The sequence below is a fragment of the Zhengella sedimenti genome (genome assembly GCF_046506625.1).
GTDB lineage: Bacteria > Pseudomonadota > Alphaproteobacteria > Rhizobiales > Rhizobiaceae > Zhengella > Zhengella sedimenti.
The window spans coordinates 75,537-93,809 of record NZ_JBKFFP010000005.1 but is presented as its reverse complement, the minus strand read 5'-3'; the positions used below and the strand labels follow the sequence as shown (position 1 = coordinate 93,809).

Sequence of the window (18,273 nt, the reverse complement as noted above, 5' to 3'; positions counted from 1 at the left end):
GAAGCACCGGATCAGGAACTGAAACGCCCATGAACGCGAATGCCATCGTCCAGAAGCTCTGGCGTCTGTGCGCCGTCCTGCGCAAGGACGGGATCACCTACCAGCAATATGTCACGGAGCTGACCTATCTGCTGTTCCTGAAGATGATGGCGGAGCGGGGCCGCGAGGACGGCAACATTCCCGAGGCCTATCGTTGGGCGGCGCTGGTCAAGGCCGAACCGTTGCAGAAGCTGCGGCTCTACCGCGAGGCGCTGACGAAGCTGGGCGACCCGGAAAGCGGACTGCCGCGCATGGTCCAGGCGATCTTCGACAACGCGTCCACCTTCGTGCGCGAGCCGCAGAACCTGACGACGCTGATCACCGCCATTGACGAGCTCGACTGGTTTTCCGAGGAGCGCGACCAGTTCGGCGACCTGTATGAAGGGCTGCTGCAGAAGAACGCCGAGGAAACCAAGCGCGGCGCCGGGCAATATTTCACGCCGCGTGTGCTGATCGAGGTGCTGGTGCGGCTGATGCAGCCCAGGCCCGGCGAGATCATCCAGGACCCGGCGGCGGGCACGGGCGGCTTCCTGATCGCCGCCGACCGCTACATGCGGGAACGGACGGACGACTATTTCGCGCTTGGCGAGAAGGAACAGGCCTTCCAGAAGCACCAGGCCTTCCACGGCATGGAAAACGTGCCGGGCACGCTCCGCCTGCTGCTGATGAACCTCTACCTGCACAATCTGGACAGCGACCATGTCGACCTCGGCGACACGCTGTCGGACAAGGGCAAGGGCCTGGGCAAGGCCGACCTGATCCTCACCAATCCGCCCTTCGGCCCGGCCGGGGGGGCACCGACGCGCGACGACCTGTCGGTCACGGCGACGGTCTCTTCCTACCAGTTGCCCTTCGTGGAGCACTGCATCCGGGCGCTGAAGCCCGGCGGACGGGCGGCCATCGTGGTGCCGGACAATGTGCTGTTCGAGGACGGGCGCGGCAAGGCGCTGCGCCAGATGATGATGGACTGGTGCGACCTGCACACCATCCTGCGGCTGCCGACCGGCATCTTCTATGCGCAAGGGGTGAAGACAAACGTCATCTTCCTGACGCGCGGCAAGGGCGAGACCGCGAACACGAGCGAGGTCTGGGTCTATGACCTCCGCGCCCAGATGCCGAAGTTCGGCAAGACGAACCAGCTGACGAATGCGCATTTCGAGGCGTTCGAGAAGGCCTACGGCACCCATCCGCTCGGCCATGAGCGCGGCCCGGACGAGGGCGAGCAGGGCCGCTGGCGCTGCTTCACGCGCGAGGAGATCGAGGCGCGGGGCGACAACCTGGACATTTCCTGGCTGCGCGAGGCGGAGGACGAGGCCGAAGAGGGACTGACCGAGCCGGAAGATATCGCCGCGGCGATCCTCGGCCACCTTCAGGCGGCCATGGTGGAAATCGAGGCGCTCAGCGCGGAACTGGAGGAGAGTGAACCGGAGGCGGCGGAATGAGCGCGTCTCCACGTTGGTCCGTGCCCCAAGAATGGAATTGGGTAACGGTCAGTGACATTGCAGACGTTACTGGAGGGGGCACCCCTTCTGTAAGAAACTCGGAAAACTTTGTCGATGATGGCGGCATACCCTGGATAACGCCAGCTGACCTTACCGGTTATGAAGGGGCGTATATTTCACGCGGAAAGCGAAATCTCTCTGATCAGGGATACGCGAAATCATCTGCGAAGCTGCTCCCTACTGGTGCGGTTCTGTTCACCTCACGCGCACCGATAGGCTACTGCGCAATCGCATCCAACCCAATAGCCACCAACCAAGGTTTCAAAAGTCTCACGCTGTATGGCGGCATTTCTGCCGAGTACACACGGCTATATCTGAAATGGTCAAAACCATTCCTGGAAACTATGGCCAGCGGGACAACTTTTCTCGAACTCTCCGGCTCAAAGCTGCAAAAGGCTCCTTTCCCCCTCCCTCCCCTGGCCGAACAGAAGCGCATTGTCACCAAGCTGGATGCCTTGAGCGCCCGGTCCACCCGGGCACGTGGCGAACTCGACCGCATCGACACCCTCGTCAAGCGCTACAAACAGGCCGTGCTAAGCAAGGCGTTCAGCGGGGAGTTGACGGCGCAATCGAAGTGGAAACCATGTCCAGATGACTTCGCCGTCTATGTGAGAAGCGGTCAGCTTCCAGCTGCCTGGAAGATCGAAGAACTCGGTTCAATATCAGAAATCCAGTCAGGCCTCGCGCTCGGCAAGAAGCGTAAAGCAGACGTTGACTTGATCGAACTGCCATATCTTCGGGTCGCAAATGTCCAACGTGGCTGGTTAGCTCTCGATGAGATCAAAACGGTTGGTGTAACCGAGAAAGAAGCCGAGAAGCTGTTCCTTCATCCCGGCGATATTCTCATGAACGAGGGGGGCGACCGCGATAAGCTCGGCCGTGGATGGGTCTGGGAAGGCCAAATCGACCGGTGTATCCACCAGAACCACGTATTCCGCGTACGCCTTCAAAACGAAGTCCTCCCGCCTCGCTTTGTCTCCTATTTTGCAAATGCGTTCGGGCAGCGCCACTTCTTCGATCAGGGAAAACAGACGACAAACCTTGCGTCCATCAGCAAGTCCAAACTTTCGGCGATGCAAATTCCTGTACCATCATTCGATGAAGCTCAACAAATCGTCCGCCGCATCGAGAGCGCCTTCGGGAAGATCGACCGGCTGGCAGCGGAGGCGAAACGGGCGCTGGAGCTGACGGACAGGCTGGACGAGGCCATTCTAGCAAAGGCATTTCGAGGCGAACTGGTGCCCCAGGACCCGGATGACGAACCCGCCAGCGTCCTCCTTGAGCGGATCAAGGCCGAACGCGCGGCTGCACCGAAGGCGAAGCGGGGGCGGGGGCGGGGAAAGAAGGAGAAGGCGTGATGGCTGCGGCAAGCCGGGATCAATATTGCCAATGGGTGATTGACGCCTTGAAGGACCTTGGAACGGCCACGCCGAAACAGGTCTATGCGTGGATCAAGGCCAACCGCCCTGTTCCGGCAGCCGACTTGAACGGTTCCACGCCGGACGGCGAACCGCTGTACGAGAAGGAAATACGCTTCGCGCGATGGGCTCTTCGCAGGTCGGGCGTCATCGACGGCAGCCGACGCGGCGTCTGGGCGCTGACCTGAGACGCGAGGGTGTGCCGGACGGATTTGCGGGAGGGGAAGATGGCAAGGATTTTCTTTACCTATGTCTGGGGTCATCCCGGCAATCCCTGCTGGCCGCTCACGTTCGGTTCCAAGGCGGCCCGGACACAGGCGCGAAGAGCGCTGACCGAGGGCGATTTCGTTTTCACCGTCGGAACGAAGCAAGAGCCTACGGCACCCGAAGACCGGGGCCGGGTGCTTGGCCTCTATCAGGTTTCCGATCTTGAAGTGAACACTCGGGATTACGCCAACCAGATTGCCGACAGCATTCTGAAGGAGCGGGCAGTCGTCGAGTTCCCCGTCGCTATGCATCCTATTGCCGTCTGGGAGATCACCGATCCTAATAACATCTTCTCGGATATCGTCGGGCGACTGACACGCACACACCATCTCACGGCTCGAAACACTGTTGCCGAAATCGATGGAGAAACCGGCCAAGCCCTTTTGGCCCTGAAACGACGGCCTGTTCAACTTGCCAAACCCACAACCTTTCTCGGGCGCGGACTTGTTGCGCAGAAGGACAGCAAGCTTGCTCCGAAGCATGAGGGCGAATTCAGCGGGCGGTTTGGCGATCATGCGATCTGGTATGTCTATGCCCTCGCGCTGGAAGACAGGGCCAAGCGGCTTCTTGCCTTGAAACTCGGATACTCGAATGAACCCGAGCAGCGCTGCAACGCTTACCAGACGCCCATGGCAGGAGAGGTAACAGGACTCAGTTGGAGACTTGCCATGAAACAGCCAACCGGTTCCGAAGATGAAGCGCGGCAGGTCGAACAGGAACTGCTGAAGCGGTTCGAAAGCAACCGGCTGCAAAGCAATCGTGAGATCATTGCCGGACCGACTGAAACGGCCATTATGTCTGCCATGGTCGAGATTATGGGGCGTCCTGCAAGGAGAGCAACTTGATCCCCGATTATCAGACGCTGATGCTGCCAGTCCTGCGCCATGCCGCCCTGGGCGAGCAGCGGGTGCCCGAGGTGGCCGAACGGATCGCCGATGATCTCGGGCTGACGCTTGAGGAACGCGAGGAAATGCTGCCGAGTGGCCGTCAGCGGCTGCTGCACAATCGCATCCACTGGGCGAAGTTCTACATGACCAAGGCTGGGCTGATCGAGTCGCCTGCCCGGGGACGCTTCACCGCCTCGGCGGCTGGCAGGGCGCTGCTGGCCACCAATCCGGAGAGGATCGACACGGAGCGCCTGCTGGAAATCGAGGCGTTCCGCGAGTTCTATTCGCGAAGCACCAAGGCGGGAGACGATGCGGCGGCATCCGGAGACGAGCGTCTTGCAGAAGCCGCGTCCCGCGAGGCCACACCGGAAGAGCGCATCGAGGAAGCCTATGCCGCACTTCACGCCGCGCTTCGGGCCGACCTGCTTGACCGCATACGCGAGAACTCCCCTGCCTTCTTCGAGAAACTCATCGTCGACCTGCTGGTCTCCATGGGCTATGGCGGCTCGCACCGGAATGCAGCCGAGCAACTTGGGCGCTCTGGCGACGGTGGCGTTGACGGCGTCATCAATGAGGACCGCCTCGGGCTCGACCGCATCTATGTCCAGGCCAAGCGCTATGCCGAAGAGAACAGCGTGAGCCGACCGGACATCCAGAAATTCGTCGGCAGCCTTGTGGGCCTGGGGGCAACCAAGGGCGTCTTCGTGACCGCCTCCCGATTTTCGGACGGGGCGATTGAATACGCGAAGAACCTACAGCAGCGTGTCATCCTGATCGACGGTTTCCGCCTCGCTGACCTGATGATTGAGCATGGGGTCGGCACAAGGCCACATCGGACGATTCAGGTCCAGCGGTTGGATGAGGACTTCTTCTCGGAGGACTGAACGGTCCCACCGGAGAACCGCGCGGTTTTTCCCGAAAAATCTGTGTGGGCAATTCGTTACCTTCGCTTTTGCCTGTTCCCCCCGTGGGGGGGGGCTCGCGGTGCCTTGCTCCTATACGCGCGGCCATTGCGCTCCTGCCGCACCACCTGATCTGTTCATCAAGGTATACATTCGTGACCGACTGATGATCGGCTTGACAGGCCGGTCATTTTCCGTTCAACAATGAACGGTCAGTAATGTCTAAGGATGAGGTGAACACATGGCACGCGTCGGTTACGCCCGGGTCTCGTCGGTCGGCCAGTCCCTTGAGGTGCAGCTGGACAAGCTCGAAGCCGCAGGGTGCGAGGAGGTTTTCTCCGAGAAGCGTTCCGGCCTGGACACGGAGCGCCCCAAGCTGGCCGAATGTCTGCGCTATGTCCGCAAGGGCGACACGTTGGTCATCTCCCGCATCGACCGTCTGGCGCGTTCGGCTGAACACCTCCTCTCGCTCGTTCGCCAACTCGAAGGCAAGGGCGTGACGCTGAAGGTGCTGGACCAGAACATCGACACCGGGGACGCTGCTGGCAGGGCCTTCCTCGGGATGCTCGCGGTTTTTGCCCAGTTCGAAGCCGACATCCGCAAGGAACGGCAGATGGACGGCATCGCCAAGGCAAAGGCCAAGGGCATCAAGTTCGGTCGCAAGCCGCGCCTGACCGACGACCAGCAAGCCGAGGCAAGGCGTCTGCGCATGGAAGACGGGTGGTCAGTCCAGCGGATTGCGGATCACTTCGGGATATCCAAGGGTCTCGCCCACAAGGCCACCAGCGGAACCGCCGACTGACCAAGGCGGACGACAACGCCAAGGCAAGCGAACGGCATTTTGTCCTCATATACGGTACCAGCGGCTCCTTCGCCCCTGGCCAAAACCCGCCCATACGGTAGAGACGGCGACGCCCGCGCGGTTTGAAACCGGCTCATACTGAAGACACGGACGAAACGGCCTCGGCCCCTGTCCCGTCTTCGCCATCTGGCGGAAACCAGCACTCGTCTCCGACAGGCCGATTGGCCGGATCATTCCGGCCGGTCCGGAGCCCGCTTGTCTCCGCCCACCTTCCAACTTCCGATCACAATCAAACAAGGAGGAGTTCAGTCCATGAGCTCATCATCCCCCATCACGATCCATACCGACGGCTCATGCATCGGCAACCCCGGACCTGGCGGCTGGGCCGCAGTCCTGACCGGCAGAAAAGCGCCCAAGCTTCTCTCTGGCGGTGCTCCGGCGACCACCAACAATCGCATGGAACTGACGGCGGCCGTCGAAGCACTGAGGGCGCTTTCACGCCCCTCGCAGGTCGAGATCATTTCGGACAGCGAGTATCTCGTGCTGAGTGCGCGAGACCGCCTGGATGAATGGCGCGAACGCGGTTTCATCAACGTCAAGAACACTGACCTCTGGCGTCAACTCATCGTCGAGATGGAAAGACACGAGATCACCTGGACATGGACTCGCGCCCATTCCGGCAACCACTTCAACGAAATGGCGGACAGGCTCGCCAAAGAAGAAGCATGGAAGCAAGCCCGCCAACTGGAGCAATGCAGATGAGAAACCTCTTTCGATCAACGCCTGTCAGGCGAGAGGCCCTGACGCCGGAAACGCTTGTTGATCGGCGTGGAATAAGGACCCCGTTTTCGGGGTGACCGGCGTCCAAAAGGGGCCCCGTAAACAATGGGGTTCACAAAGGCTCTCGAGATTAACGGAGAGCCTCATTTGGGATGCTGGTTGTGGAGACGATTGGGAAGATACGTCGCGCCTATTTCATTCAGAAGAAGCCGATCAAGGCGATTTGCCGGGAGCTGAAGGTCTCGCGCAAAGTGGTTCGCAAGGTGGTGCGTTCGCAAGCGACGGAGTTTCGCTACGAGCGCGATCGCCAGCCCCGCCCGAAGCTGGGAGCGTGGACGGGGGAACTCGACCAACTGCTGGCAACGAACGAGGACAAGCCTGCGCGTGAGCGCCTGACGCTGGTGCGGATATTCGAGGCGCTGCGCGGTCAGGGCTACGAAGGCAGCTATGACGCGGTGCGGCGCTATGCGAAGCGCTGGAAGACCGAACGTGGTCCCTCGCTGCCGGCAGCCTATGTCCCGCTGAGCTTCGCGCCGGGTGAAGCCTACCAGTTCGACTGGAGCCACGAGATCATCCTGCTGGGCGGCGTGACGACGACGGTGAAGGTCGCCCATGTCCGGCTGTGCCACAGCCGCATGCTGTTCGTGCGGGCCTATCCGCGCGAGACGCAGGAGATGGTGTTCGATGCCCATGACCGGGCGTTTGCCTTCTTCAAGGGAACCTGCACGCGCGGCATCTACGACAACATGAAGACGGCTGTGGATGCGGTGTTCGTCGGCAAGGACCGGCAATACAATCGCCGCTTCCTGCAAATGTGCAGCCACTATCTGGTCGAGCCGGTCGCCTGCACGCCGGCGTCGGGCTGGGAGAAGGGCCAGGTCGAGAACCAGGTCGGGCTGGTGCGCCGGCGCTTCTTCACGCCGCGGCTGCGCTTCAGGAACTACGAGGAACTGAACGCCTGGCTGCTGGATCAGTGCATCGCCTTTGCCAAGGCGTATCGCCATTCCGAGCGGCCTGACCAGACGGTCTGGGAGGCCTTCGAGGCGGAGCGGGCGAGCCTGGTGCCCTATGCCGGCCGCTTCGATGGATTCCATGCCGTGCCGGCCTCGGTGTCGAAGACCTGCCTGGTGCGCTTCGACACCAACAAATACTCCGTCATGGCCAGCGCGCTCGGCAGGCCGGTGGAGATCCACGCCTATGCCGACAGGATCGTGATCCGCCAGGATGGTCGAACCGTCGGCGAACACCGCCGCGCCTTCGGCCGCGGCAAGACGATCTACGACCCCTGGCATTACGTGCCGGTTCTGGCCCGCAAGCCCGGCGCGCTGCGCAACGGCGCGCCGTTCAAGGACTGGGTTCTTCCGGCCAGCCTGGAACGGGTGCGCCGCAGGCTCTCGCGGCTCGATGACGGCGACCGGCAGATGGTGGGTATCCTGTCGGCCGTGTTGAGCGACGGCATCCCGGCGGTCGAAGCCGCCTGCACGGAAGCGCTTGGCGAAGGCGCATGTTCGGCCGATGTCATCCTCAACATTCTTGCACGCCGGCGCGACATCGCGCGGCCGCTCACCATGGCCACGCCAGATGCCCTGAAGCTGCGCCACGAACCGAAGGCCGATTGCGGCCGCTACGACAGCCTGAGGAGGGCCGTGTGATGGATCGCAGCGAGATTCTCGCCGCAATGGGAACGCTCAAGCTCTTCGGCATGAAGGCGGCCTATGACGAGATCATCAGGACCGCCGTGAAGCGCCAGCACGAGCCGCAGCGCATCATCGCCGATCTCCTGAATGCGGAGATATCGGAGAAGAAGGCGCGCTCGATCAAATACCAGATGACGATCGCCAAGCTGCCATTGGCCAAGGAGGTCGAGGACTTCGCCTTCGACGGCACGCCGATCAACGAGACCCTGGTGCGTGACCTTGCCGGCGGCAACTTCCTGACCCATCAGCGCAACGCCGTCTTCGTCGGCGGCACCGGAACCGGCAAGACCCATCTCGCCGTCGCCATCGCCCGCGCCTGCATCCGCGACGGTGCACGCGGCCGCTTCTTCAATGTCGTCGATCTGGTCAACCAGCTCGAAGCCGAAGCCCGGGCCGGTCGCCAGGGGCGATTGAATGACAGGCTGTGCCGCCTCGACTTCGTCATCCTCGACGAACTCGGCTATCTGCCCTTCGCCCAGTCCGGCGGCCAGTTGCTGTTCCATCTCGTCAGCCGGCTCTACGAGCAGACATCGGTGATCGTCACCACCAACCTTGCCTTCGGTGAATGGCCGACCGTCTTCGGCGATGCAAAGATGACCACCGCGCTGCTCGACCGCCTGACGCATCATTGCGATATCGTCGAGACCGGCAACGATAGCTGGCGCTTCAAGAACCGCTCTCAGAGCTAAAGTCGAAACGCCAATCAGGCGCGCCCGACCGGGCTGCGCAACCCCGACCAGCTCCACCCGGTCGGGCGCTCACCGCCGTGCCCTTTAAAGGGGTCCCTTTTGGACGCCGATCGGGGGTCCCGATACAATGCCGATTGACAACGCTGGCAATGCTTCAAGAGCAACGGGATAACGCATGTCTCGCTGACACCGATCTTCGGGCACTGCCGCTGGACAAGGTGCGAACCATGCCAACGGTCTTCCAGCCTCGCATGGAGGCAGTGTCGGAAAAACACGTCGGCGACCTGCGTTCCGCCTTGAGGAACCTGGACGATCTCACGCCAATTCTCGTGTTGCCTGTGGACGACCATGTTGTGGTCATCGACGGGCATCACCGGTTGGAGGCCTACCAGATGGAAGGTCGCGAGGAGATTCCCGTCGAGTTCTTCGGGGGGACCGTCCAGGATGCCCTCCTGCGATCCGGATCGGCGAACAGCTGCGTGACGCTCCCCCTGACACTTGAGCAACGGGTCAACTTCGCTTGGCGGCTGGTTGTCCTCAGGGACCCCCAGCGACAACCGCCGTGGCTCTTCAGCCGCCGCGATATCGTCAGGTCAGCCAGCGTTTCGCAGGGAACGGTCGCAGCCATGCGGCGAACTGCGAACAGCCTCGGCGAAGACGCTGACGAGATCACGACATGGCGAGCCGCCCAGGAAGCGCTTGCCCGACAGGAACCAGGAAAACCCTTTCAGCCCTTTGGAGAAGAAGAATTGGAAGAACGAGCACAGGAAATAGCAGACCGGCTGGCGAGATCACTCGGCACACAACGGGCGCAGCATCACGAAATCATGGCCCGGGGACTCACCAAGTTCCTCGGCAGGAACACGCCGCAGGTGATCATGGAGATGATTGAAAGGTGCGAGACTGATCCTGCCCTCGCGAAATACGTACCCGGTCTCAGGGAGCGCCCCGGATGGGATGATCCAAATGCTTACTACTGAACGCCAGCGGAATCCGCTGAGCCATCTTGAATGGCTTCGGACGCCACAAGCGGCCTGGGTGTGCATCCCCTAGGCTGTGCAAAATGCACAGGCAACCGCCCGATCCAGGCAGCCTCACCCGTTCAAACCAGCGCCTCGCCGTTCTCAGACGGCGGGGCACCAGCCCCTGCCCGCGCTGCCGTGGATGGAGCTTTCCCTGATCCCACAAATTTTGGTCTGCTCAGGTTGAATGTGATACAGTGACCTGTTACGTTCCAAGCCGGATCAGTCGTACTAATGCATTGAATTCGAACACTTTTTGGATGCGCTTTGGAGAATTCAAATCTCTCCGGCAGCACCATCATATCCCATTGAAAAACAATATTCTCCTTGTGATTCAAGGTGCTCCGCTCCGGAATCTGTTCCAACGGCGTTCCAAAAACGGAGATCGGTCGTGCGGATTTTGGCACTCTGGAACAGCAAGCGCGAGCAGTTCGAAGCCCGGAGGGGACTTCCTGCGGAGCTTCGCCCGATCACAGGCAGGTTCGAGTACCGAGAAAACATCGGCGTCCAAAAGCGCGAAGCGGAACGCCGTGCGCTGGCGCTGCATAACCGTCGGGAAGCCGAGCCTGATGAAGCGTGCGAAGCTCGAGACAACCAAACCGACACTGTCCACGGCAACAAAGGACCATTGTCGACCCGAGCTCGAACCCGACGACAAGGAACGCGCTGTCCCCATGGCGAACGAGTTTGCACGGGAGATTGCGTATTCCAGATCAATTCATGCCAACAGACTTCGCCTTCTGATCGCCGGAAATGTCGAGCATGAGGAAGCTGAAGCTCTCATAGGTCATGCCGCGCATGACATGATTGCTCGACGACTGGCGCCAGACATTCCCCGTCCGCTTCTCCCCAAGACACTCGCCGAGGTTCAACTTGAAGCACCGGAGCGTTTCGAGGAACGTGGCGCAGGGCAGATCAAGCAACCCGAGCCAAAGCATGCTCTTCTTTCATCACAAAAGATTGGGTGGCGTCTGCCCGCCAAAGAAGGCGTCGAGATTGTCGAGCGCCAGACTGCCCATGGCATCACGGGTGCGCACGGTCGCGCTACCCACATGCGGCATCATCACGATGTTGGGGTGGTCTGCAAAACGAGGATTGCCGCCCGGTTCGGTGAGGAAGCAATCCAGCCCGGCAGCCGCCAGATGGCCGGAGCGTATCGAGGCCAGCAAGGCGTCTTCATCAACCAGCGATCCGCGGGCAGCGTTGACGAACACGCTGCCCGCCGGCATCTGCGCAAAACGCTCCGCACTCATCAGGCCGATGGTTTCCGGTGTTGCAGGACAATGCAATGAAAGGAAATCAGAGACGGCGAGCAGGCTGCCGAGGGTTTCGTGAAACCGGGCACCGGCCTCCTCTTCAGGGGCGAGCCGGGTGCGATTGTGGTAGTGGATTTCCATGTCGAAGCCGCGCGCCTTGCGCGCCAGCGAGCGGCCTACCCCGCCCATTCCGACGATCCCGAGCCGTGCTCCGGTAACCTGCTTGCCGACAAGCAGTGCTGGCGACCAGGAATCCCATGCCCCGGTGCGGACCATCGCATCGCCTTCGACGCCCTTTCTGGCCGCAGCCAGCATCAGCATGAAGGCGAGTTCGGCGGTCGCATCGGCGAGGACGCCCGGCGTGTTGGTGACCGCTATCCCCCTGGCGCGCAATGCCGTCAGGTCACAATGGTCGACCCCGACGGAATGATTGGCGACGATCTTCAGGCGCGTTGAAAGCCGGGCAACCACATCGGCTGAAAAATGCTCCGAATGACACGGGATCATCGCGTCGGCACTTGCCGACATGGCAATGATCTCTTCCGCTGTTCCGGGTTCATCTTGCGGTTTCAGGATCACCTCGTAGTCGCGCGCCGCGCGTTCTAGCGTCGCCGTCGACAGGCGCCGCGGGATCCAGACAACCGGCTTCGCCATGGCGTCAATGGGTCCGGTTGCGGATCGTCGTGAAGAAATCATAACCGGCCAAGGCAATGGTCAGCGCGATTACGAGCATCAGGTCGGGGCTGAAGGCCTCGAAAGCCAGAATGCCGAGGAAACCTGCGAGTACGGCGAACGCAGCGAAGGCAAGCATATGGTTCATCTTCGAGACCCTCATCATCATGCCTGGTCAGCCCATGTGTACAGCCATTGAGCAGTCCGCAGCAACCGGCCATCGCCACCGCGCGGACCGGCGAGTTGAACCCCGATCGGCAGACCGTTGGAAGCGGTGAGCAGCGGCACGGTCACTGCCGGTGTGCCAACCATGGTGAACAGGCTGTTGAATACCGGGGTTCCGGTGGAGGACAGGCCCTCTGGCGCCGGTCCGGGCGCGGCAGGACAGAGGATGGCATCGCAACGCTCGAAAACCTCTTCGAGCCCTGAATAAAGCACGTCGCGCCAATCGAGGGCCGCCAGGTAATCGCGTGCCGGGATCGCCTTGCCCTTTTCCAGCGCTTCGCGGGTTTCCGGCCCCAGTTGGTCCGCGCCATCCCTCTCGTAACGGTGATAGCAACGCGCCAGCTCGGCAAGCTGGATGATCTGCGACTGACTGGCCGCACCGGCGAAAATTCCGGGCAGTTCCACTTCGAAGACCTGATCCCCGAGCGCGCCGGCGAGTTCACCGAAGGCATCCTTCACGTCCGCATGCGCCTGGTCCCAGCCGGGCATGCGCAGGAAGGCGAAAACCGGCGGGAGCGGCGGCTTCGAGGCGGCGGTTTCGACAAGCCTCGGCGCGGGAGCAAGGCTGGTCGCCTTGTCGGCCGCATCATGGCCGAACAGCGCGTCGGCAAGCAGCGCAGCGCCAAGCGGGTCGGCGGCGAAGACGCCAACCGTGTCGAGCGACGGGGCCTGGGCCAGCACGCCGCGCCGCGGGATGGCGCCAAAGGTCGGCTTGAAACCCGTCACGCCGCAAAAGGAAGCGGGCCGGATCACCGAGCCGGCGGTCTGGGTACCGATCGCAAGCGGCACCATCTGATCGGCCACGGCTGCCGCCGAACCGGACGACGAGCCGCCGGGGGTGTGGCCGGTATCGTGGGGGTTGCGGGTCCCGGAAGGGTGCATGAAGGCGAGTTCGGTGGTCACCGTCTTGCCAAGGATCAGCGCACCGGCCTGCTTCAACCGTTCGACCAGGGCGGCATCCTTCGCCGGCACGCGCCCGGCATCGAGTGCACAGCCGTTTTCGGTCGGGATGCGGGCAGTGTCGATGATGTCCTTGATACCGACCGGCATGCCGTGCAGCGGGCCGAGCGGCCTGCCGGACAGACGGTAGGCATCCAGGCGCCGTGCCTGATCGCGGGCGAAATCAGCATCGATCCAGGCCCAGGCCCTTACCTCGTCCTCACGCGCCTTGATGCGCTTGAGGCAGGTATCCAGGAGTTCCTCGGCCCGCAGGGCTCCCGACGCGAGCCGGTCCCGCAGGGCGAGCGTGCCGCCCTGGTGAGCCCCTGCGCCACCGGTATCAGCCATAGAACAGTTCCGGCAGGTAGAAGACGATATCCGGGAAGACATACATCATCACCATGGAAATGATGACGCAGAAAAGGAACGGCATCACGCCGGCGAAGATCTGCGTCAGTTTCACCTCGGGTGGTGCGATGCCCTTCAGGTAATAGGCCGACATGGCCATGGGTGGCGTCAGGAAACTCGTCTGCAGGTTCAGCGCGACAAGGATCCCGAAGAACAGGGGATCGATGTTGAAGAACTGCAGGAGCGGCAGGAAGATCGGCACGAAGATGATGATGATCTCCGACCATTCGAGCGGCCAGCCAAGGGCAAAGATGATCAGCTGGGCCAGGATCAGGAATTGCCACGGCTCGAGGTCTAGCCCCTGCACGAATTCCGAGATGACGTGCTCGCCACCGAGATAGGAGAACACCGCCGAGAAGGTGTAGGAACCGACGAAGAGCCAGCAGACCATCGCCGTCGTGCGCACTGTAAGGTAGACCGATTCACGCAGCCGGTTCCATGTCATGGCCCGGTAGGCCACGGCCAGCAGCATGCCGCCCAACGCGCCGATGGAGGCGGCTTCCGTCGGTGTCGCAAGGCCGAAAAGGATGGAACCCAGAACCGCGAGGATCAGGAAGGCCAGGGGCAGGAAGCTGGTAATCAACATCAGGATCAGCTGGCCGGCCGGTACATCGGGCACCTCGTCCTTGGTCGGGCGAGGCGCCACCGAGGGCTGCAGGATCGAGCGGCCGACGACATAGATGAGATAGAGGCCCACGAGGGTCAGGCCCGGCAGCAGCGCGCCGGCATAGAGGCGGACGATCGAGACGCCCGAAGCTGCCGCATAGACGATCAGCATGATCGACGGCGGGATGAGGATGCCAAGCGTGCCGCCGGCACAGATGATGCCGGAGGCAAAGGAAGGATTGTAGCGCGCCTTGAGCATGGCAGGCAGTGCCAGCAGCCCCATCAGGGTAACGACAGCGCCCACGATACCGGTGGCGGTTGCGAAAAGCGCACAGGTGACGAGGGCTGCGACGCCCATGGATCCCGGCACGTTCTTCGCCGCGATGTTCAGCGTCGAGAACAGCCTGTTGACGATGTTGGCGCGCTCGACGATGTAGCCCATGAACAGGAAGAGGGGAACTGCCGTCAGCACCTCGTTCGACATGACCGTGAAGGTCTGGTTCACGAACAGGTCGAAGACGCGGTTGTTGATGAAGCCTTCCAGCCAGGTGGACCATTGGTCCCAGGTCGAGGCAGCCTCGTCGAGCCGGTTGAAGGAACGCCACATCCGGCCTGCGTCAAAATAGGCGTAATAGCCGAAGCCGATGCCCATCGCCATCAGTGTGAAGGCGATCGGGAATCCCAGGAAAACGAACAGGATGAACAGCCCCAACATCATCAAGGCGACTTGAGGGTCGGTCATGGATGCGCATCCTTCTCGGCCATGGTGGCCTGCTTCAACAACAAGTCTTCGGTCTCCATGACGTCTTCATCCGCATTTTCCCATGCATTGGTCTGGATGCAGCGGATGCAGCGCATGACTTGCGCAATTCCCTGGATGAAGAGGAGGATCCCGGCTGCGACGATCACGGTCTTGAACTGGTAGATCGGAATGCCGGCGGGGCTGTTCACCGATACCTCGCCGAACTGCCAGGACCGGGCGGCATATTTCCAGCCCGCGATGATCAGCGCCAGAACGCCGGGGAAAAAGAAGAGGAAATAGAGGACGAGATCGACCTTGGCCTGGGTCCTGGGCTGCCAGAGGCGGTAGAGAAAGTCACCGCGCACATGCCCGCCCTGGGACAAGGTGTAGGCCCCTGCCATCATGAACATGGTGCCGTACATGATGAACGACACGTCGAGCGCCCATGCGGTCGGCTTGTTGAGGACGTAACGGACGAAGACCTCATAGCCGGTTCCCACCGACATGAGGATGATCAGCCAGGCGAAAGCCTTGCCGAACCAGGCTGACAGCGAGTCGGCAAATTTGATGAATGACAGCACGTTGCCCCTCCCCGAACGTGATGCCCCGGCACGATCATGCCCGTGCCGGGACAGTTGATGTCAGGTCGACAAGCCTCAGAGTTTCAGCTTGCCCGGGAAGTAGTGGTTGAAGGCGAGCGCATAGTCGGGGGCGTTCATCAGCTCGTAATATGCGACCTGTTCGACCCATGCGCGCTGGCTGTCCAGCGTCTTCTTCATGAAGGGATCGGCTTCCAGCTCGGGGATCAGTTCGTCCCATGCCTTCAACTGGGCATCGAGGATTTCCTTCGAGGTCCTGTGGATGGTAACGCCACCTGCCTCGAGATCCCGGAGGTCGGCCGAATACTGCTTCATCGCCTTGGCGGTGTTGGCCGTGGAGGCTGCCTCGACGCTGTATTTCAGGATTGCCTGGAGATCGGGATCAAGATCCTCGACGAAGGTCTTCGAGAACAGGAACTCGAAGCTTTCCGATGCCTGGTGATAGGAAGACAGGTAGTAGTTCTTGGCCACGTCCTGCGCGCCGAAGCGGCGGTCGGAGGTCGGGTTGTTGAACTCGAAGGCATCGATCACGCCGCGCTCCATGGCCGGAACGATCTCGCCACCGGGAAGCTGGGCGACCGACATGCCGAGCTTTGCCATGAGGTCTGCGGCCAGACCGACGGTGCGGTACTTGAAACCCTGGAGGTCGGCGACCGAGTTGACCTCGCCCTTGAACCAGCCGAAGGGCTGGGCGAACATCGGGAAGCCCATATAGCCGATCACGTCGAGGCCCATGATGTCCTGGGTCAGCTCGCGATAGAGTTCCTGTCCGCCACCCTGGTAGAACCAGGACAACATGGTCGTTGCCGAGCCGCCGAAGACGGGGCCGGTGCCGAACAGGGACGCTGCCTTGTTCTTGCCGTACCAGTAGACCGGCACGGAATGGGCAGCATCGAGGACACCGTCATTGACCGCGTCGAGCACCTGGAAGGCACCAACGACCGCACCGGCCGGCAGGACGTCGACTTTCAGGCGGCCGCCCGACATTTCATCGACGCGCGTTGCGTAATCCTTGGCGAACTCGTCCCAGATGTCGGATGCCGGCCACGAGGTCTGCATCTTCATGACGATGGGCGCCTGCGCCAGGACAGCGGGCGCTGCAAGCGCGCTGCCGGCAACCGCGCCACCGGCAATCGTCGATTTCTTCAGAAAAGAGCGACGGCTAAGCTTGTTTCCACTGGTCATTTTTATCCTCCCATTCGATTTCGGGCGGGCCACCCTCCGGGCCCTCGTCCGTGATTTCAATGAAGCATGATCCCAAATATTGCTCAAGTCCAATTGGACATGTCGAAAAGCTGCGGTGGCCCCGGTTTCCGAGACATGGCTCCAAGGTGGATCGGCTGATGAGAGAGACGATTGACGATGAAGACACGCAGACGGTTTTCATCCGTGTTGGACTTGCCCCGAAATCGAGGGTCCTTATGACAGCGTCTGGCCCGACCGGCGCTCTCGAAGGGGCTTGTCTGCAATACCCGGCGCAGCCAAAGATGGCGAAGCCAGCCCGCGGCGTTGAGCCAGCCCGCGCTTTGACCCAAAATACCGTCACACATTCAATCGGAAGAAAGATTTTTCATGGTCAGTACACTTACTCACACGACAGAAAATGCCTTGATTTTTCCTTTTGAAGAAATGCCGGCCTTTGGCGATGTGGTCGAAGTTCTCAAAGATGTGCTTTGGACCCGGATTCCCCTTCCTTACCGTCTCGATCATGTGAATATCTATCTCATCCGCGATGGAGAGGGTTGGGCGGTCGTCGATACCGGGATCCAGACAGAGGCCGCGAAGTCGGTTTGGGAGAACCTGTTTGCGGGGCCCCTGAAATCGAGAAAAGTCACCAAAGTCATCGTCACGCATCATCACCCCGACCATATCGGCCTGGCCGGATGGTTGTGCGAACGTTTCGAAGCGCCCCTTTTGACCAGCTATTCGACTTACATGGGCAGCAAGGTGATTTCACACGGGTCGCATGAGGATGTTACCCGCTACAATTTTGATTTCTACATGAGCCACGGCATGAGCGAGGAGGGAGCCGGGATCGTCGCCATCCAGGGCAATGACTATCTGCGCCGCGTTTCCGACCTGCCACTGTCATTCCTTCGACTGCTGATGCCCGATATCCTGGAGATCGGCGATCGCACCTTTCGCGTCCTCAGCGGCGATGGGCATGCGCCCGAACAGGTTCTGCTTTACTGCGAAAACGAAAAGCTCCTGTTCGCGGCCGACCAGGTTCTCGAAAAAATCTCGCCCAATGTCAGCGTCTTTGCCGGAGAACCGAACGGTGATCCACTGGGTCATTACCTGAGGTCGCTGCGGTTTCTGCGGTCCGAGATACCGAACGACGTGCTGGTTCTTCCCGGGCACCGCCGCCCGTTTTTTGGTCTGCATGAACGCTGCGCCGAATTGGAAGCCCATCACGAGGAACGGTGCCAACTCATCCGCACGGCTTGCGCCGAGCGCCCGCAGACGGTCGCGGATCTGGTGCCCATCCTGTTCACGCGCGCGCTCGATCCACACCAGATGAGCTTCGCTTTCACCGAGACGTTGGCCCATGTGAACCGCCTCGTGCGACGCGGTGAGATCAAGACATCCCGTCGGGGTGACAGGCTGGTCAACATAACGATCGACAGGGCATGAAACGGGGCAGAAAGAGACTTGCGGTTGAGCAATAACTGCTCGTCCCGGTTTTCCTGGGCGTTTTACAATGCGGCCAGGCTTGCCTGTTGATCAGCCCGCCGCGGCCAGTGGCTTCGGACAGGCATTCATGTTCCAAGACCCGCTTCGCCCATGTTCCAAAAACGTCATCATCATGCCATGCGAGATA

At 61.2% G+C, this 18,273-nt stretch carries 18 protein-coding genes; 11 read left to right on the top strand and 7 right to left on the bottom strand.

What is annotated here, in order from left to right; genetic code table 11:
• Positions 1-29: 29 nt before the first annotated feature.
• The 10 genes from ACLB6G_RS14405 to ACLB6G_RS14360 all read left to right on the top strand — a co-directional run bounded on the left by ACLB6G_RS14405 (position 30) and on the right by ACLB6G_RS14360 (position 9,963).
• Positions 30-1,481: a class I SAM-dependent DNA methyltransferase gene (locus ACLB6G_RS14405; protein WP_410356895.1), complete on the top strand. Its 1,452-nt coding sequence runs from the start codon at positions 30-32 to the stop codon at positions 1,479-1,481.
• Complete coding sequence (locus tag ACLB6G_RS14400; protein WP_410356894.1) at positions 1,478-2,899, top strand: restriction endonuclease subunit S; 1,422 nt, start codon at positions 1,478-1,480, stop codon at positions 2,897-2,899. Before ACLB6G_RS14405 ends, ACLB6G_RS14400 begins: the two co-directional genes overlap by 4 nt.
• A complete protein-coding gene (locus ACLB6G_RS14395; RefSeq protein ID WP_410356893.1) occupies positions 2,899-3,147 on the top strand; it encodes a winged helix-turn-helix domain-containing protein in 249 nt (82 codons plus the stop codon). Before ACLB6G_RS14400 ends, ACLB6G_RS14395 begins: the two co-directional genes overlap by 1 nt.
• A 39-nt stretch (positions 3,148-3,186) precedes the next feature.
• Positions 3,187-4,071 carry a GIY-YIG nuclease family protein gene (locus ACLB6G_RS14390; RefSeq protein ID WP_410356892.1) on the top strand — a complete coding sequence of 295 codons (885 nt, stop codon included), beginning with the start codon at positions 3,187-3,189 and terminating at the stop codon, positions 4,069-4,071.
• Entirely contained in the window at positions 4,068-4,997 is a 930-nt protein-coding gene (locus ACLB6G_RS14385; protein ID WP_410356891.1) for a restriction endonuclease, read from the top strand. The genes ACLB6G_RS14390 and ACLB6G_RS14385 overlap by 4 nt, the downstream gene beginning before the upstream one ends.
• Before the next feature lie 259 nt (positions 4,998-5,256).
• Entirely contained in the window at positions 5,257-5,817 is a 561-nt protein-coding gene (locus ACLB6G_RS14380; protein ID WP_410356890.1) for a recombinase family protein, read from the top strand.
• Positions 5,818-6,129: 312 nt separating this feature from the next.
• Positions 6,130-6,579, top strand: coding sequence for a ribonuclease HI (gene rnhA / locus ACLB6G_RS14375; RefSeq protein WP_410356889.1), 450 nt, complete (start codon positions 6,130-6,132; stop codon positions 6,577-6,579).
• Between the two features lie 170 nt (positions 6,580-6,749).
• A complete protein-coding gene (istA, locus tag ACLB6G_RS14370; protein ID WP_410356888.1) occupies positions 6,750-8,249 on the top strand; it encodes an IS21 family transposase in 1,500 nt (499 codons plus the stop codon).
• Positions 8,249-8,983 carry an IS21-like element helper ATPase IstB gene (gene istB / locus ACLB6G_RS14365; protein ID WP_410356887.1) on the top strand — a complete coding sequence of 245 codons (735 nt, stop codon included), beginning with the start codon at positions 8,249-8,251 and terminating at the stop codon, positions 8,981-8,983. The genes istA and istB overlap by 1 nt, the downstream gene beginning before the upstream one ends.
• 227 nt (positions 8,984-9,210) lie before the next feature.
• Positions 9,211-9,963, top strand: coding sequence for a hypothetical protein (locus tag ACLB6G_RS14360; RefSeq protein ID WP_458543558.1), 753 nt, complete (start codon positions 9,211-9,213; stop codon positions 9,961-9,963).
• A 755-nt stretch (positions 9,964-10,718) separates the two neighbouring features.
• Here the strand turns inward: ACLB6G_RS14360 and ACLB6G_RS14355 are convergent.
• The 7 genes from ACLB6G_RS14355 to ACLB6G_RS14325 form a co-directional block, all read right to left on the bottom strand.
• Positions 10,719-10,943 carry a hypothetical protein gene (locus tag ACLB6G_RS14355; RefSeq protein ID WP_410356886.1) on the bottom strand — a complete coding sequence of 75 codons (225 nt, stop codon included), beginning with the start codon at positions 10,941-10,943 and terminating at the stop codon, positions 10,719-10,721.
• Between the two features lie 12 nt (positions 10,944-10,955).
• Positions 10,956-11,915: a 2-hydroxyacid dehydrogenase gene (locus ACLB6G_RS14350; protein WP_410356885.1), complete on the bottom strand. Its 960-nt coding sequence runs from the start codon at positions 11,913-11,915 to the stop codon at positions 10,956-10,958.
• 4 nt (positions 11,916-11,919) lie between these two features.
• On the bottom strand, positions 11,920-12,081 hold the full coding sequence (locus ACLB6G_RS14345; protein ID WP_410356884.1) for a hypothetical protein: 162 nt from the start codon (positions 12,079-12,081) through the stop codon (positions 11,920-11,922).
• A 17-nt stretch (positions 12,082-12,098) separates the two neighbouring features.
• Positions 12,099-13,445: an amidase gene (locus ACLB6G_RS14340; protein ID WP_410356883.1), complete on the bottom strand. Its 1,347-nt coding sequence runs from the start codon at positions 13,443-13,445 to the stop codon at positions 12,099-12,101.
• Entirely contained in the window at positions 13,438-14,853 is a 1,416-nt protein-coding gene (locus ACLB6G_RS14335) for a TRAP transporter large permease (RefSeq protein WP_410356882.1), read from the bottom strand. Before ACLB6G_RS14335 ends, ACLB6G_RS14340 begins: the two co-directional genes overlap by 8 nt.
• Positions 14,850-15,434 carry a TRAP transporter small permease subunit gene (locus ACLB6G_RS14330; protein ID WP_410356881.1) on the bottom strand — a complete coding sequence of 195 codons (585 nt, stop codon included), beginning with the start codon at positions 15,432-15,434 and terminating at the stop codon, positions 14,850-14,852. Before ACLB6G_RS14330 ends, ACLB6G_RS14335 begins: the two co-directional genes overlap by 4 nt.
• A 75-nt stretch (positions 15,435-15,509) precedes the next feature.
• Complete coding sequence (locus tag ACLB6G_RS14325) at positions 15,510-16,637, bottom strand: TRAP transporter substrate-binding protein (protein ID WP_410356880.1); 1,128 nt, start codon at positions 16,635-16,637, stop codon at positions 15,510-15,512.
• A 387-nt stretch (positions 16,638-17,024) separates the two neighbouring features.
• On the opposite strand from ACLB6G_RS14325, the gene ACLB6G_RS14320 reads away from it, so the two are divergent.
• Positions 17,025-18,086 (top strand): MBL fold metallo-hydrolase, encoded by a 1,062-nt coding sequence (locus ACLB6G_RS14320; protein WP_410356879.1) that lies wholly within the window; start codon positions 17,025-17,027, stop codon positions 18,084-18,086.
• Positions 18,087-18,273 lie beyond the last annotated feature (187 nt).

Bases quoted from the DNA above. Each gene is read 5' to 3' on its own strand.
- ACLB6G_RS14405 (WP_410356895.1), top strand. From the start codon at position 30: ATGAACGCGAATGCCATCGTCCAGAAGCTCTGGCGTCTGTGCGCCGTC.
- ACLB6G_RS14400 (WP_410356894.1), top strand. From the start codon at position 1,478: ATGAGCGCGTCTCCACGTTGGTCCGTGCCCCAAGAATGGAATTGGGTA.
- ACLB6G_RS14395 (WP_410356893.1), top strand. From the start codon at position 2,899: ATGGCTGCGGCAAGCCGGGATCAATATTGCCAATGGGTGATTGACGCC.
- ACLB6G_RS14390 (WP_410356892.1), top strand. From the start codon at position 3,187: ATGGCAAGGATTTTCTTTACCTATGTCTGGGGTCATCCCGGCAATCCC.
- ACLB6G_RS14380 (WP_410356890.1), top strand. From the start codon at position 5,257: ATGGCACGCGTCGGTTACGCCCGGGTCTCGTCGGTCGGCCAGTCCCTT.
- rnhA (WP_410356889.1), top strand. From the start codon at position 6,130: ATGAGCTCATCATCCCCCATCACGATCCATACCGACGGCTCATGCATC.
- istA (WP_410356888.1), top strand. From the start codon at position 6,750: ATGCTGGTTGTGGAGACGATTGGGAAGATACGTCGCGCCTATTTCATT.
- istB (WP_410356887.1), top strand. From the start codon at position 8,249: ATGGATCGCAGCGAGATTCTCGCCGCAATGGGAACGCTCAAGCTCTTC.
- ACLB6G_RS14360 (WP_458543558.1), top strand. From the start codon at position 9,211: ATGCCAACGGTCTTCCAGCCTCGCATGGAGGCAGTGTCGGAAAAACAC.
- ACLB6G_RS14355 (WP_410356886.1), bottom strand. From the start codon at position 10,943: ATGCTTTGGCTCGGGTTGCTTGATCTGCCCTGCGCCACGTTCCTCGAA.
- ACLB6G_RS14350 (WP_410356885.1), bottom strand. From the start codon at position 11,915: ATGGCGAAGCCGGTTGTCTGGATCCCGCGGCGCCTGTCGACGGCGACG.
- ACLB6G_RS14345 (WP_410356884.1), bottom strand. From the start codon at position 12,081: ATGAACCATATGCTTGCCTTCGCTGCGTTCGCCGTACTCGCAGGTTTC.
- ACLB6G_RS14340 (WP_410356883.1), bottom strand. From the start codon at position 13,445: ATGGCTGATACCGGTGGCGCAGGGGCTCACCAGGGCGGCACGCTCGCC.
- ACLB6G_RS14335 (WP_410356882.1), bottom strand. From the start codon at position 14,853: ATGACCGACCCTCAAGTCGCCTTGATGATGTTGGGGCTGTTCATCCTG.
- ACLB6G_RS14325 (WP_410356880.1), bottom strand. From the start codon at position 16,637: ATGACCAGTGGAAACAAGCTTAGCCGTCGCTCTTTTCTGAAGAAATCG.
- ACLB6G_RS14320 (WP_410356879.1), top strand. From the start codon at position 17,025: ATGGTCAGTACACTTACTCACACGACAGAAAATGCCTTGATTTTTCCT.